The sequence below is a fragment of the Enterobacter cloacae complex sp. P13B genome (genome assembly GCF_014895915.1).
In the GTDB taxonomy this organism is placed as follows: Bacteria; Pseudomonadota; Gammaproteobacteria; order Enterobacterales; family Enterobacteriaceae; genus Enterobacter; species Enterobacter bugandensis.
This window is the reverse complement of the sequence record NZ_JADBQN010000014.1, coordinates 15,046-28,494: the sequence shown is the minus strand read 5'-3', so window position 1 is coordinate 28,494 and position 13,449 is coordinate 15,046. Positions and strand designations below refer to the sequence as shown.

The 13,449-nt window shown below is 54.3% G+C and carries 16 protein-coding genes; 10 read left to right on the top strand and 6 right to left on the bottom strand.

The annotated features are described in order from the left end of the window. Nucleotides 1–12 precede the first annotated feature (12 nt). Nucleotides 13–969, bottom strand: coding sequence for a polysaccharide deacetylase family protein (locus IM273_RS07800; protein ID WP_193051575.1), 957 nt, complete (start codon nt 967–969; stop codon nt 13–15). A gap of 150 nt (nt 970–1,119) precedes the next feature. Between IM273_RS07800 and rfaQ the strand changes: the two genes are divergently transcribed. From rfaQ to coaD, 7 genes are all read left to right on the top strand, one after another. Continuing rightward, the gene (gene rfaQ / locus IM273_RS07795) at nt 1,120–2,190 is read left to right on the top strand and encodes a putative lipopolysaccharide heptosyltransferase III (protein WP_049001246.1); all 1,071 of its coding nucleotides are present in this window, start codon (nt 1,120–1,122) and stop codon (nt 2,188–2,190) included. Continuing rightward, nucleotides 2,187–3,314: a glycosyltransferase family 4 protein gene (locus IM273_RS07790; protein WP_193051574.1), complete on the top strand. Its 1,128-nt coding sequence runs from the start codon at nt 2,187–2,189 to the stop codon at nt 3,312–3,314. Before rfaQ ends, IM273_RS07790 begins: the two co-directional genes overlap by 4 nt. A 2-nt stretch (nt 3,315–3,316) precedes the next feature. Further along, nucleotides 3,317–4,417 (top strand): glycosyltransferase, encoded by a 1,101-nt coding sequence (locus IM273_RS07785; RefSeq protein ID WP_041911667.1) that lies wholly within the window; start codon nt 3,317–3,319, stop codon nt 4,415–4,417. An 11-nt stretch (nt 4,418–4,428) separates the two neighbouring features. Beyond that, entirely contained in the window at nt 4,429–5,418 is a 990-nt protein-coding gene (locus IM273_RS07780) for a glycosyltransferase (protein WP_193051573.1), read from the top strand. A gap of 66 nt (nt 5,419–5,484) precedes the next feature. Beyond that, on the top strand, nt 5,485–6,759 hold the full coding sequence (gene waaA, locus IM273_RS07775) for a lipid IV(A) 3-deoxy-D-manno-octulosonic acid transferase (protein WP_193051572.1): 1,275 nt from the start codon (nt 5,485–5,487) through the stop codon (nt 6,757–6,759). Next, the gene (locus IM273_RS07770; protein WP_126818392.1) at nt 6,759–7,529 is read left to right on the top strand and encodes a glycosyltransferase family 2 protein; all 771 of its coding nucleotides are present in this window, start codon (nt 6,759–6,761) and stop codon (nt 7,527–7,529) included. Before waaA ends, IM273_RS07770 begins: the two co-directional genes overlap by 1 nt. A 3-nt stretch (nt 7,530–7,532) precedes the next feature. Then, nucleotides 7,533–8,012, top strand: a complete 480-nt coding sequence (coaD, locus tag IM273_RS07765; RefSeq protein WP_045260067.1) for a pantetheine-phosphate adenylyltransferase — start codon at nt 7,533–7,535, stop codon at nt 8,010–8,012. Nucleotides 8,013–8,014: 2 nt separating this feature from the next. Here coaD and mutM read toward each other — a convergent pair whose 3' ends face one another. The 4 genes from mutM to radC all read right to left on the bottom strand — a co-directional run bounded on the left by mutM (nt 8,015) and on the right by radC (nt 10,207). After that, nucleotides 8,015–8,824, bottom strand: coding sequence for a bifunctional DNA-formamidopyrimidine glycosylase/DNA-(apurinic or apyrimidinic site) lyase (gene mutM / locus IM273_RS07760; RefSeq protein ID WP_028015018.1), 810 nt, complete (start codon nt 8,822–8,824; stop codon nt 8,015–8,017). A 72-nt stretch (nt 8,825–8,896) separates the two neighbouring features. After that, complete coding sequence (rpmG, locus tag IM273_RS07755; RefSeq protein ID WP_003024094.1) at nt 8,897–9,064, bottom strand: 50S ribosomal protein L33; 168 nt, start codon at nt 9,062–9,064, stop codon at nt 8,897–8,899. A 22-nt stretch (nt 9,065–9,086) separates the two neighbouring features. Further along, a complete protein-coding gene (gene rpmB, locus IM273_RS07750) occupies nt 9,087–9,323 on the bottom strand; it encodes a 50S ribosomal protein L28 (RefSeq protein ID WP_002436699.1) in 237 nt (78 codons plus the stop codon). Nucleotides 9,324–9,541: 218 nt separating this feature from the next. Next, nucleotides 9,542–10,207: a DNA repair protein RadC gene (radC, locus tag IM273_RS07745; RefSeq protein ID WP_028015017.1), complete on the bottom strand. Its 666-nt coding sequence runs from the start codon at nt 10,205–10,207 to the stop codon at nt 9,542–9,544. 173 nt (nt 10,208–10,380) lie between these two features. On the opposite strand from radC, the gene coaBC reads away from it, so the two are divergent. The 3 genes from coaBC (at nt 10,381) to slmA (ending at nt 12,743) form a co-directional block, all read left to right on the top strand. Further along, entirely contained in the window at nt 10,381–11,592 is a 1,212-nt protein-coding gene (coaBC, locus tag IM273_RS07740; RefSeq protein WP_028015016.1) for a bifunctional phosphopantothenoylcysteine decarboxylase/phosphopantothenate--cysteine ligase CoaBC, read from the top strand. Beyond that, nucleotides 11,570–12,028 (top strand): dUTP diphosphatase, encoded by a 459-nt coding sequence (dut, locus tag IM273_RS07735; protein WP_193051571.1) that lies wholly within the window; start codon nt 11,570–11,572, stop codon nt 12,026–12,028. The genes coaBC and dut overlap by 23 nt, the downstream gene beginning before the upstream one ends. A gap of 118 nt (nt 12,029–12,146) precedes the next feature. Then, the gene (gene slmA, locus IM273_RS07730; protein WP_028015015.1) at nt 12,147–12,743 is read left to right on the top strand and encodes a nucleoid occlusion factor SlmA; all 597 of its coding nucleotides are present in this window, start codon (nt 12,147–12,149) and stop codon (nt 12,741–12,743) included. Nucleotides 12,744–12,784: 41 nt separating this feature from the next. On the opposite strand, the gene pyrE is transcribed toward slmA, so the two are convergent. Further along, nucleotides 12,785–13,426, bottom strand: coding sequence for an orotate phosphoribosyltransferase (pyrE, locus tag IM273_RS07725; protein ID WP_041911672.1), 642 nt, complete (start codon nt 13,424–13,426; stop codon nt 12,785–12,787). Nucleotides 13,427–13,449 lie beyond the last annotated feature (23 nt).

Below are 13,449 nucleotides of genomic sequence, written 5' to 3'. Positions count from 1 at the left end.
GCCAGCCGGGCATTATTTTTTCTTGTATTGATAAAACTCCGCCAGCGTCATCCCCACCGTCTTATCGGATAGCCAGCTAAAAAGCGCTTCTAAATCCTGATATAAACCTTCAATCGCCGCCTCATCTTTAAAGGTCGGACTTCCGCCTGGCATAAATTCAGACGAGTGAAGCATAAACTCCACATAATCCTGTCCCTGCGACAGACATTGCTGCGCGACCTGAATCATCTGCGACGCATTGCCACCGGTCGGTCGCAGCCAGTTCACGGAAGGCGAGCGATATTTACCGCGAAGCCGATCGTATCCCTGTTTGATCGTGTTCAACCAGGCCGGATGTTTATACTGAATGCTCATCGGCACTTCGAGTAAGGGGCTATTTCCCGCCCGGGAAATAGTATCTAAATCCATAAAATAGGCGTGGTCGGGGAAATGCTGATAATCCGTTCCGCCATTGCCCTGCGGAGCACCTTTCGCATTGCGCCAGTTCACGCGTGGCGTCACGGAGCAATCAACCTGGTAGCCCAGTTCAACGAGCAATCTTGCATAGCGGCTATCAAATGCCCAACGCCCGGCGCGGTGGCTCAGCATTTTGGTCTGGAATGTCTCTTCCAGCAGACGGGTCATGAACAGCACTTTCTCACGCATCACCTCGTCTGAAAATTCAATCAAATACGGTTGCCAGCGCCAGTCATCTCCCGTGAGATCGTGTTCAGGTGGGCTATTCCATGCGTGAAGGTGCATTCCCACCTCCCCCTGACCGCGAGCGATCGCGTCCCTGGCGAATTCAATGAAAACGGGCTCGATTGCCATCTCATAGTTTGTCAGCCATACGGGCTTAAAACCAAAACGCTCACAGAGGGCCTGGAACCGGGCCAGATAGCGCGCATTTTCCGTTTTAATGACGCGGTGATTCTCCCAGAGATTATCGCCCTCAGTATCAATCGTGATGATAAACGCTGGTTTTTTCATAATGAGTCCGCATGACAGGGAAGTTAGCGCTATGTTACGCACTCTCCAAAGCCTGAGTAAACCCTTCCTGGGAAATTCCTGAGATTATGGAGAAAGAGTGCAAGTCGCTACCAGGTCTATTAGAATTGCCAACAGTACAACGCCGATAAGATGATGATGAATAACTTACCTGACACGCCTGATTTGCGCATTCTACTGATCAAACTCCGCCATCATGGCGATATGTTATTGACCACCCCCGTCATTGATTCATTACGTCAAAAATGGCCACAAGCGCAAATTGACGTGCTGTTGTATGAAGAAACGCGCGATATGCTCGCCGCGCACCCGACGATTGGCACTATTTATGGAATCGATCGTAAATGGAAGCAGCTGGGCACGCTAAAGCACCTTCAAAAGGAGTGGCAGTTACTCTGCGCGTTACGAAAGCAACATTATCATCTGGTGATAAATCTTGCCGATCAGTGGCGTAGCGCTATCGTCACCCGTTTCACCGGTGCGCCGGTTCGCCTCGGATTCGCCTTTAACAAACGCAACAATCCATTCTGGCGTTTCTGTCATAGCGATTTAGTCTCTGTTGCAAATCACAAATCCCTGCACACTGTCGAACAAAATCTCTCCATTCTGTCACCATTACAGGTCGCACCTGAGCCAGCTGTTACCATGGCCTACAGCGCAGAAGACTGGCACCACGCCCGCCAGCAGCTGGTGCAAAAAGGAGTGGGCGATAACTACATCGTCATTCAGCCGACATCACGCTGGTTCTTCAAATGCTGGGATGAAAGCAAAATGGCGCAAACCATCACCGCGCTGCAGCAGGATGGGCATACCGTTGTACTCACGGCCGGGCCGGATAAAAAAGAGCTGGCGATGATAGATCGCATACTCGCCGCCTCACCGAAAACGGGGGTCGTCTCGCTGGCGGGACAGCTAACGTTGCGCCAGCTGGCCTCACTCATCGACCACGCGTGTCTTTTTATTGGCGTTGACTCCGTTCCGATGCATATGGCCGCCGCGCTGCAGACGCCCTGCGTGGCGCTGTTTGGCCCTTCCAAACTGACGTTTTGGTCTCCATGGCAAGTCAACGGTGAAGTCATCTGGGCTGGCGACTACGGTCCCCTTCCCGATCCCGACGCTATTGATACCAAAACGAAAGAACGCTATCTCGACGCCATTCCTGTTGATGCTGTCGTCTCCGCTGCAAGGAGATATTTGTCATGAAACACCATCGTCTGGCGATTGTTCGCCAAAAGTATCGCCCTGATGGCGGAGCGGAGCGCTTCGTTTCACGTGCGCTCACCGCACTGAGCAATCAGAATCTTGAACTCAACGTCATTACGCGTGAATGGCAGGGCGAGAGACAGGACGACTGGCATATCCATATTTGCGACCCGCGCAAATGGGGCCGAATTAGCCGCGAACGCGGGTTTGCCCATGCTGCCCGCGCGCTGTGGCAGCAACAGCAGTTTGATATTGTGCAAAGCCACGAGCGGATTCCGGGCTGTGATATCTACCGCGCTGGCGATGGCGTCCATCGCCGCTGGCTGCTACAGCGTGCGCGCATCCTGCCCGCCTGGCGCGCGAAAATTCTGATGGTCGACCGCTATCACCGCTACGTGATGCACGCCGAGCGTGAAATGTACCAGGCGCCAGAGCTGAAAGCGGTTATCTGTAATGCGGAGATGATCAAACGCGAAATCGTCGAAGACTTTGATATTGACGCAAAAAAGATACATGTGATTTATAATTCAATTGATTCCAGCCGCTTCGTTCCGGCCCAGGAAGCACAGCGTGCCGCGCTGCGTCAGCAATTTGGTTTGCCAGCCGATGCCGTGGTGTTCTGTTTTGTAGGATCGGGATTTGAACGAAAAGGATTGGCCAGCGCCATACGCGCTATCGCAGGAACTTCAGCCTGGCTGATTGTGGTTGGACAGGATAAAGCAGAACATCGCTATCGTGACCTCGCCCGTTCATTGGGCTGCGAAGGGCAAATCCGTTTCCTGGGGATGCAGAAAGAAACGCTGCCTTTTTATCAGCTATCCGATGGTTTACTGTTGCCAACGCTGTATGATCCCTTTCCAAACGTCATTCTTGAAGCGATGGCCTGCGGCTTGCCCGTCATTATTTCAGAGAGTTGCGGAGGCGCTGAATTTATTCAGCAAGGCCAGAACGGATTTTATTGTGACGCCCTGGATATCAACACATTGAAGGAGGCAATTGCAGCCACTCCTTCTCTGGGAAAAAATAACACGATGGGGCAAGCGGCACGTGAACGGGTAAAAGACGCCACCCCCGAAAAACTGTCAAGTCAGCTTATTTCGCTTTATCAAAAATTACTGGATTAAAAATGCGCATCCTAATGATTATTGATGGTTTACCCGGTGGGGGAGCTGAAAAAACAGTTCTTACACTTTCCAGCGGATTAACGGAAATGGGGCATCAGGTCTCCCTTTTCTCTCTGCGGAAAGTGTGTGATTACGCCATCCCGGAAGGCATTGATTATCAGGTGGTCCAGGATACCTGCAAAAAACCGTGGCGCAAGCTGACGGAGATCCCACGCCGAGCCCGCCTGCTGGATCAGGCAATTGAGCGGGCTGAGCGCAGCGGAAAATTTGACGTTGTGTTCTCTCATCTGCACAAAACTGACCGCATTGTGGCGCACTGCCGCGCGCTGGAGCGTGAAAAAGTCTGGTTCTGCGTGCATGGCATGTTCTCTTTCTCCTATCTTCGCCATCGCAGCGGGCTGTCGCGCTGGTTTAAGCATCTTAAAATTCGTCATACCTACGAAAACCGCAACGTTGTCGCCGTCTCAGGCGCCGTGCTGAAAGACCTTTCCGAGACCCTGGCTCTGAAACTCCGGCGTAAAGCGGTTATCCACAATCCTTTTGATATCCCTGAAATTCAGCGTCTGGCGGATGCCCCCTTCGAGATGCAAGGGAAGGATTACATCATCCATGTCGGCCGCTTCCATGAACACAAACGCCACGACCGTCTTTTACGCGCGTTCGCACAGAGTCAGCTCGACACTACGCTTGTCATGATGGGCAATGGTTCCGAAGCCAAAATTCAAAAGCTCAAACAGCTTGCCCGCGACCTGGGTATTGAAGACAAGACGGTTTTCCGTCCCTTCGACTCCAATCCCTACCCCTGGATTAAAGGGGCACGCCTCTTAGTGTTAAGTTCTGACTGCGAAGGTTTTGGTAATGTGCTGGTGGAATCCATTATCTGCCAGACGCCACCGGTCAGTACCAATTGTCCGGGTGGCCCCGCAGAAATCCTCACCGGCGCCTTAGCGCGCGGGCTGGCAGAGCTAAATGACGCGTCACTGGCAAAAACCCTGGTAGATATTTATACCGCCCCGCCGGTCGTTGGCGATGCAACGATTGCGTCGTTCGGTATCAATGCCATTTGCCAGCAGTACATTGCTTTGGTCGACAATCAAAAATAATCAGGTTTCTTATGCAAAATTCAGCGCCATTGTTAAGCGTGGTGGTTGCCGTTTATAACGGCGAAGCTTTTCTGGATCAGTTCTTTACCTGCCTTGTGAATCAACGCATCGACAGCATGGAAGTCATTATTGTCAATGATGGCTCAACTGACCGCTCGATGCAGATCGTCGAAAGCTGGCGTGAAAAACTGCCGCAGATGCAGGTGATTGAACAGCAAAACCAGGGCGTTTCCATTGCGCGAAATACCGGCCTGGCCGTTGCAACCGGTCAGTATCTCTCTTTCCCGGATATTGATGACGTCTTCAAACCTGGCATGTACCAGCGTCTGCTGGATATGGCCGTCACGCAGGATCTGGATGTCGCCACCTGCAACGGCAACTACGTCTGGGAAAATGATAAGAAACCGTCTCGACCTATCTTCCCCGAGGATAAACTCGCCTCAACGGGCATTATGACGGGCCCGGCATGGTTAAAGATGGCGCTGGATTCACGTAAGTTCCTGCACGTGACCTGGCTTAATATCTATCGTCACGATTTTATTCGTAAACACAGTTTCCATTTCGAACCCGGGCTGCGCCATCAGGATATCCCGTGGACCACCGAGGTGCTGCTTGCCGCAGAGCGCGTTCAGTACACCAGCGAACGCTTTTATGACTACTACATTCACTCTGCCTCGGTATCGCATACGCCGGATAATGACGACACGCTGATCCGCTCCGCGCGCCACTACATGAAAATCCTGCAGATGCTTGATGCCATTAACCAGCGTTACCCGGATAAAGTGAAAAATATTCCCGCCTGCCACTGGCAAATCGCCAAAGAGGGGCTGGGGATCATTCATACCTTCGACAACATGAAGGATGAGACAAAGAAAACAATGATTATCAAAGAGTTCTTCGACACCGGGATCTGGAAGCTTATCTGGAAAAGTGCCAAAAGCCCGCGTTTGCGCTGGCGCCTGGGCCGACGCTACTTCCGTTTAAAACGGTATCTGGCATAAGAGATAGCTTTACCTGGCTTAAATGCTTAGAATTTGCCCGCCGAAACTAAAAAGACGGATAATCGCTTGGAATTGTTGTATACCGCCCTGCTCTATATCATTCAGCCACTGGTGTGGCTGAGACTGTTGCTTCGTAGCCGTAAAGCGCCTGCGTATCGTAAACGCTGGGCTGAACGCTATGGCTTTTGCCGCAATAAAGTCGCCCCGGACGGTATTTTGCTGCATTCCGTTTCTGTCGGTGAAACGCTGGCGGCGATCCCGCTGGTTCGCGCTCTGCGCCACCGCTACCCGTCTCTGCCGATTACCGTCACTACCATGACGCCAACCGGCTCAGAGCGCGCGTTATCCGCGTTTGGTAAAGACGTTCATCACGTCTACCTCCCTTACGATCTGCCCTGCGCTATGAATCGTTTCCTGAATACCGTTCGCCCGAAGCTGGTTATCGTGATGGAAACCGAGCTGTGGCCGAACATGATTTCCGCTCTGCATGCCCGTAAAATTCCGCTGGTGATTGCCAACGCGCGCCTTTCAAAGCGCTCGGCGAAAGGCTACGGCAAGCTGGGCAAATTTATGCGCCGCCTGCTGAGCAAAATCACGCTGATTGCCGCGCAGAACGAAGAAGACGCGGCGCGCTTTATCTCCCTGGGCCTGAAGCGCAACCAGCTTGCCGTGACCGGCAGCCTGAAATTCGATATTTCCGTTACCCCTGAACTGGCCGCCCGCGCCATCACGCTGCGCCGCCAGTGGGCTCCGCGTCGCCAGGTCTGGATAGCGACCAGTACTCATGAGGGCGAAGAGGCGATTATCCTGCAGGCGCACCGTAAGCTGCTGGAAACCTTCCCGGACCTACTGCTGATTCTGGTGCCTCGTCACCCCGAACGTTTTAAAGATGCCCGCGAAATGGTGCAGAAAGGCGGCTTCAGCTTCACCCTGCGCAGCAGCGGAGAGATCCCTTCCGGCAGTACCCAGGTGGTGATTGGCGATACGATGGGCGAACTGATGCTGCTCTACGGCATTGCTGACCTCGCCTTTGTTGGCGGCAGTCTGGTGGAGCGCGGAGGCCATAACCCGCTCGAGCCGGCAGCCCACGCCATTCCTGTGTTGATGGGTCCACACACGTTTAACTTCAAAGATATCTGCGCTAAATTGCAGCAGGCCGATGGTTTAATTACCGTGACCGATGCGGACTCGGTCGTCAAAGAAGTATCGACCCTTCTGACGGATGAAGATTACCGCCTGTGGTACGGTCGCCACGCCGTCGAAGTGCTGCACCAGAACCAGGGCGCACTCACCCGTCTGCTGCAGCTTCTGCAACCTTATCTGCCTCAGCGGAGCCACTAATGTCTACGCGTCTGTCGGTCGTCATGATCGCCAAAAACGCCGCCGACCTGCTTCCGGACTGCCTGGCCTCCGTCGCCTGGGCTGACGAAATTGTTATCCTCGACTCCGGAAGCACGGACAACACGGTGGACATCGCCCGGGCTGCGGGCGCAAAAGTCTTTACCGATACCGACTGGCAGGGCTTCGGCATTCAGCGCCAGCGCGCGCAGGGTCACGCCACGGGCGATTATGTGCTGATGATCGACACCGACGAGCGCGTCACCCCGGAACTCCAGCAGGCCATTCAGGCGGTGCTTTCCTCACCCCAGCCTGGCGCCGTATACAGCATCGCGCGTCGTAACTACTTCCTTGGCCGCTTCATGCGCCACAGCGGCTGGTATCCGGATCGCGTAATGCGCCTCTACGAGCGCGGGCGCTTTCAGTACAACGACAACCTTGTCCATGAGTCACTGGCCTGCGACGGCGCCCAGGTCATCCCCCTGACGGGTGATTTGCTGCATCTGACCTGCCGTGATTTCGCCAGCTTCCAGCAAAAGCAGCTCAACTATGCCACCGCATGGGCGCAGGAACGCCACCAGCGCGGCAAGAAGGCCTCGCTGACAGGAATCTTCACCCACACGCTGGGCGCGTTTCTGAAAACGCTGCTGCTGCGCGGCGGTGTGCTGGATGGTAAGCAGGGCTGGTTACTGGCGGTAGTGAATGCCCAGTATACTTTCAACAAATACACCGAGCTGTGGGCGCTCTGCCGCGGCTACTCAGAGAAAACGTGAGCCATGAGCACAAAAGCGATTTATCCGGGTACCTTCGATCCGATCACTAACGGTCATCTTGACATCATTACCCGTGCAGCGTGCATGTTCGACAAGGTGATCCTGGCGATTGCCGCCAGCCCCAGCAAAAAGCCGATGTTTGATCTCAACGAGCGCGTGCAACTTGCCACCGACGCCATTTCGCACCTGCCGAATGTTGAAGTTGTCGGGTTCAGCGATCTGATGGCGAACTTCGCCCGCGCCCAGCAGGCCAATATTCTGATTCGTGGCCTGCGCGCGGTGGCAGACTTCGAGTATGAGATGCAGCTGGCGCACATGAACCGCCACCTGATGCCGGAGCTGGAAAGCGTATTCCTGATGCCGTCAAAAGAGTGGTCGTTTATCTCGTCCACGCTGGTAAAAGAGGTGGCGCGCCATCACGGGGACGTTACCCATTTCCTGCCGGATAACGTCCACCTGGCACTGATGGAAAAGCTAAAGTAGTTCTATTTCTGACACTGGCGGCAGTAGAACGTGGCGCGTTGGGCGTGCTTCGTGGCAATAATCGGCGTCCCGCATGCCCTGCATGGCTCGCCCTTACGGCCATACACCTGCAGCTCCTGGGCAAAATAGCCTGGTTTACCGTCGCTTTGCAGAAAATCCTTCAGGGTGGTCCCGCCTTGCTCAATCGAGCGCAGCAGCACTGCTTTAATGACCCGAACCAGCAGCTCACACTCCTGCGCGGACAGCGACGAGGCCAGCCGATCGGGATGGATCCCGGCCGCGAACAGCGATTCACTGGCGTAAATATTCCCCACGCCGACCACCAGCTTATTATCCATCAGCCAGGGCTTGATCGGGGTCTTTTTCTTCGCGCACTTCTCTTTCAGGTAGTCCGCATTAAACGCGTCTGAAAGCGGCTCAGGGCCCAGATGCGCCAGCACGTTGTGTCCTTCCAGCTCCTTCGTCCACAGCCACGCGCCAAAGCGCCGCGGATCGGTGTAGCGGAGCACTTTGCCGTTGCTCATTACCAGGTCAACGTGATCGTGTTTTTCCGCAGGCAGTTCTTCGGTCAGGATGCGCAGGCTCCCGGACATCCCAAGATGGATAATGATCCAGCCGTCAGGCAGCTCCAGCAGCAGGTATTTCGCGCGGCGCTGCACGCTAAGGACGGGTTTGTCGCTTAACGCGTGGATCTCATCGGACACCGGCCAGCGCAGTCGTCCATTGCGAACGACGGCATGAAGAATAGTCGCGCCGACCAGATGGGGCTCAATGCCGCGACGGCTGGTCTCTACCTCAGGTAATTCAGGCATGGTTCCTCCGTTGAGATGCAGAATGCAAAAAACCCCGCAGTTGCGGGGTTTTTCAATACAAGGAGGCTAAAATTATTTGATTTTAGCTTCTTTGTACAGTACGTGCTGGCGTACAACTGGATCGAATTTTTTCAGTTCCAGTTTTTCCGGCTTAGTACGTTTGTTCTTCGTGGTGGTGTAGAAGTGACCTGTACCAGCAGAAGAAACCAGCTTGATTTTCTCGCGAATACCTTTAGCCATGATTTATTTCCTCTTTAAGTACTTAGTACTTTTCGCCACGGGCACGCAGTTCAGACAGAACTGTATCGATGCCTTTCTTATCGATTACACGCATACCTTTAGCAGATACACGCAGGGTGACAAAACGCTTCTCGCTCTCAACCCAGAAACGGTGAGAGTGCAGGTTCGGCAGGAAACGGCGTTTAGTCGCGTTCAGTGCGTGGGAACGGTTGTTACCGGTCACCGGACGCTTGCCAGTAACTTGGCAGACTCGGGACATGTCTATTCTCCAAAAATCAAATTAGCTCGAGCTTCGTATGGGGTATCGGCGCCTCGTCAGGCTTTACAGCCCGGTCATCGCGTAGTTCTAAGTGAACTCTCGATTGCCAGGCCCAAATGCCAAACCCGAGATTCTCAAAGGTGGCGTAGTATACGCTGACTCGGCGGTGTGCTCAAGTCCCGAACAGACAAAGATCCCGATGGATCGCGAGAAATAGCCTAAATCCAGCCATGTTCTGCAAAAGAAATGTACTCTCCGCGGCCAATTATCAGATGGTCCAGAACACGAATGTCCATGAATTGACAGCATTTGATAATGCGTTCGGTGATTTCTTTGTCAGCTCTGCTCGGTTCTGCACAGCCAGAGGGGTGATTATGCGCGAGGATCACCCCCGCTGCATTCACTTTTATCGCTTCACGCACAATTTCACGCGGATGTACCTCAACGTGGCTCAGTGTACCCGAAAACAGGCGGCTGTGCTTCAGTACCCGGTTCCTGTTGTCGAGAAAGATCACCATAAAGATCTCCCGCTCCAGACCGGATAGCTGGCTTTGCAAAAATTCGCGGGTCATGTCAGGGGTAAGGATCGGATCTTGCTCCTCCATCTGTACGTTATAAAATCGCCGGGCAAGTTCAGCAATACCCCGTAACTGGGCATACTTCGCGACGCCAATGCCTTCTACGTGCGTAAATGCCTCCAGTTCGGCTGTCAGCAAACCATGTAGTGAACCAAAATGGTCTATCAGATTTTTCGCCAGCGTAAATACCGTTTTTCCCTTCGTACCTGTACGTAAAAAGAGCGCCAGCAGCTCCTCGTCTTTTAATAACGCGACGCCATGACGCAGCATTTTTTCGCGCGGTAGCAGCAGTTCAGTCTCTTCCATGCCCGGCCTCCTTCTGTTTGCCATTATGCTGCCACAGGCAAATCCGGGGCTCGACGCTGAGGTTCCGTTCTTGCGTAGCGCCTCGCAAAGTGCATAAAGGACTTCATCACCCCCTATTTGGGATTGTGGTAAAATGCCCGCTCTCTGGTGAAACCCAACAGGAAAGAATCATGATGAGCCTGGCCGGTAAAAAAATCGTTCTTGGCGTGAGCGGCGGCATTGCTGCTTATAAAGCGCCGGAGCTGGTGCGTCGTCTGCGCGAGCGCGGGGCGGACGTGCGGGTCGCGATAACCGAAGGCGGTAAAGCCTTTATCACCCCTCTGAGCCTGCAGGCGGTTTCAGGATACCCGGTATCTGACAGCCTGCTCGATCCGGCCGCCGAAGCCGCGATGGGGCATATTGAGCTTGGGAAATGGGCCGATCTGGTGATTCTTGCCCCTGCCACGGCAGATTTAATTGCCCGCGTGGCGGCCGGTATGGCGAACGATCTGGTTTCGACCATTTGCCTCGCGACGCCTGCGCCCGTCGCCGTTGTGCCCGCCATGAACCAGCAGATGTACCGCAATGCCGCCACCCAGCATAATCTGGAGACGCTGGCTTCGCGCGGCCTGCTTGTCTGGGGCCCGGACAGCGGCAGCCAGGCCTGCGGCGACGTTGGCCCGGGACGTATGCTCGACCCGCTGACGATTGTGGATATGGCCGCCGCCCATTTTTCACCTGTCAACGACCTGCAACATCTCAACATCATGATTACCGCGGGCCCGACGCGCGAGCCGCTGGACCCGGTGCGTTACATCACCAACCACAGCTCCGGCAAAATGGGCTTTGCGATTGCTGCCGCAGCGGCAAAACGCGGTGCTAACGTCACGCTGGTCAGCGGCCCGGTCTCGTTACCTACGCCACCTTTTGTACAGCGTATTAATGTTACCACCGCGCTGGAGATGGAAGCCGCCGTGCAGGCTCATGCGCAACGCCAGCAGATTTTTATCGGCTGTGCGGCCGTGGCAGACTATCGCGCCGAGACCATCGCCGAGTCTAAAATCAAAAAGCAAGGCGATGAATTAACACTGAAAATGGTGAAAAACCCGGACATTGTTGCCGGTGTCGCCGCATTAAAAAGCCATCGTCCTTACGTTGTTGGATTTGCCGCAGAAACGAATAATGTGGAAGAATATGCCCGGCAAAAACGTACCCGCAAAAACCTCGATTTAATTTGCGCGAACGACGTATCGCTGGCCACGCAAGGATTTAATAGCGACAGCAACGCACTGCACCTTTTCTGGCAGGATGGAGATAAAATCTTACCGCTTGAGCGCAAGGAACTCCTGGGCCAACAATTACTGGACGAGATCGTTACCCGTTATGATGAAAAAAATCGACGTTAAGATTCTGGACCCGCGTGTTGGCGAGGAATTCCCGCTGCCAACCTATGCCACCTCCGGCTCTGCCGGACTTGACCTGCGCGCCTGTCTCGATGACGCCGTAGAACTGGCTGCCGGTGCCACTACCCTGATCCCGACTGGCCTGGCGATCCACATTGCAGACCCGTCTCTGGCGGCAGTGATCCTGCCGCGCTCGGGTCTGGGCCATAAGCACGGCGTAGTGCTGGGTAACCTGGTCGGCCTGATCGACTCCGACTACCAGGGTCAGCTGATGGTGTCCGTCTGGAACCGTGGTCAGGACAGCTTCACCATTGAACCGGGCGAGCGTATCGCGCAGATGGTTTTTGTACCGGTGGTACAGGCAGAATTTAACCTGGTGGCAGATTTTGATGTCACCGACCGTGGCGAAGGCGGCTTCGGCCATTCCGGGCGCAAATAACCGCCCGACACACGTATCTCGCAGCGCCATAACGCAATAACAAACCGCAAACGTCAGTTTGCGGTCGCTGTGTGGATGCCAGCCTGGCAAGTGCTTATTTTCAGGGGTATTTTGTAACATGGCAGAAAAACAAACCGCGAAAAGGAATCGTCGCGAAGAAATACTTCAATCTCTGGCTCTGATGCTTGAATCCAGCGATGGCAGTCAACGCATCACTACCGCCAAACTGGCCGCCTCTGTGGGCGTGTCTGAGGCGGCGCTGTATCGTCATTTCCCCAGCAAAACAAAAATGTTCGACAGCCTGATCGAGTTTATTGAAGACAGTCTGATCACGCGCATTAACCTGATTCTGAAAGATGAAAAAGATACCACCGCGCGTCTTCGTCTGATTGTGCTGTTAATTCTGGGCTTTGGGGAGCGCAATCCGGGTTTAACCCGTATCCTGACCGGCCACGCGCTGATGTTTGAGCAGGACAGGCTGCAGGGCCGCATCAATCAGCTTTTTGAGCGTATTGAAGCGCAGCTGCGCCAGGTACTGCGCGAGAAGAAAATGCGTGAAGGCGAAGGATACAATACGGATGAGACATTGCTGGCAAGCCAGATTCTGGCGTTTTGTGAAGGCATGCTCTCCCGCTTTGTGCGCAGCGAATTCAAATACCGACCAACGGACGATTTTGACGCCCGCTGGCCGTTAGTGGCAGCGCAGCTGCAGTAGCACCGCAGGCCCGGTAAGCGTAGCGCCGCCGGGCAATTCAATTACACGCCAAACTCTTCGCGATACGCCCGCACCGCCGCCAGGTGATCCGCCATCTCTGGCTTCTCTTCCAGATACGCAATCAGGTCTTTCAGGGTGATGATAGAGGTCACTTTGCAGCTGTAATCACGCTCTACTTCCTGGATAGCAGAGATATCGCCACGACCGCGCTCCTGACGATCAAGAGAAATCAGCACGCCAGCCAGCGTCGCACCGTTGGCCTGGATAATCTCCATAGATTCACGGATCGCGGTGCCTGCGGTAATTACGTCGTCGACCAGCATCACGCGGCCCTGCAGCGCGCTGCCCACAAGATTGCCGCCTTCACCGTGGGTTTTGGCCTCTTTGCGGTTAAAGCAGTACGGCACATCACGGTCATGGTGCTCCGCCAGCGCCACCGCCGTGGTAGTTGCAATCGGAATGCCCTTGTACGCAGGGCCAAACAGCAGGTCGAAATCAATCCCGGAATCCACCAGCGCTTCGGCATAGAAGCGGCCTAACAGTGCCAGATCGCGCCCAGTATTAAACAGCCCGGCGTTGAAGAAATACGGGCTCTTACGCCCGGATTTCAGCGTAAATTCGCCAAACTTAAGTACCTGTTTATTAATCGCAAACTCAATAAACTGGCGCTGATACGATTTCATGGATTCGCTCCTTTGGTTTTTTC

Coding starts and splice junctions, on each gene's coding strand:
- radC (WP_028015017.1), bottom strand. CDS start 10,207: ATGGAAGAGACTGAACTGCTGCTACCGCGCGAAAAAATGCTGCGTCAT.
- rfaQ (WP_049001246.1), top strand. CDS start 1,120: ATGATGATGAATAACTTACCTGACACGCCTGATTTGCGCATTCTACTG.
- IM273_RS07770 (WP_126818392.1), top strand. CDS start 6,759: ATGTCTACGCGTCTGTCGGTCGTCATGATCGCCAAAAACGCCGCCGAC.
- rpmG (WP_003024094.1), bottom strand. CDS start 9,064: ATGGCTAAAGGTATTCGCGAGAAAATCAAGCTGGTTTCTTCTGCTGGT.
- coaBC (WP_028015016.1), top strand. CDS start 10,381: ATGAGCCTGGCCGGTAAAAAAATCGTTCTTGGCGTGAGCGGCGGCATT.
- IM273_RS07800 (WP_193051575.1), bottom strand. CDS start 969: ATGAAAAAACCAGCGTTTATCATCACGATTGATACTGAGGGCGATAAT.
- mutM (WP_028015018.1), bottom strand. CDS start 8,824: ATGCCTGAATTACCTGAGGTAGAGACCAGCCGTCGCGGCATTGAGCCC.
- rpmB (WP_002436699.1), bottom strand. CDS start 9,323: ATGTCCCGAGTCTGCCAAGTTACTGGCAAGCGTCCGGTGACCGGTAAC.
- slmA (WP_028015015.1), top strand. CDS start 12,147: ATGGCAGAAAAACAAACCGCGAAAAGGAATCGTCGCGAAGAAATACTT.
- pyrE (WP_041911672.1), bottom strand. CDS start 13,426: ATGAAATCGTATCAGCGCCAGTTTATTGAGTTTGCGATTAATAAACAG.
- dut (WP_193051571.1), top strand. CDS start 11,570: ATGATGAAAAAAATCGACGTTAAGATTCTGGACCCGCGTGTTGGCGAG.
- IM273_RS07780 (WP_193051573.1), top strand. CDS start 4,429: ATGCAAAATTCAGCGCCATTGTTAAGCGTGGTGGTTGCCGTTTATAAC.
- IM273_RS07790 (WP_193051574.1), top strand. CDS start 2,187: ATGAAACACCATCGTCTGGCGATTGTTCGCCAAAAGTATCGCCCTGAT.
- IM273_RS07785 (WP_041911667.1), top strand. CDS start 3,317: ATGCGCATCCTAATGATTATTGATGGTTTACCCGGTGGGGGAGCTGAA.
- coaD (WP_045260067.1), top strand. CDS start 7,533: ATGAGCACAAAAGCGATTTATCCGGGTACCTTCGATCCGATCACTAAC.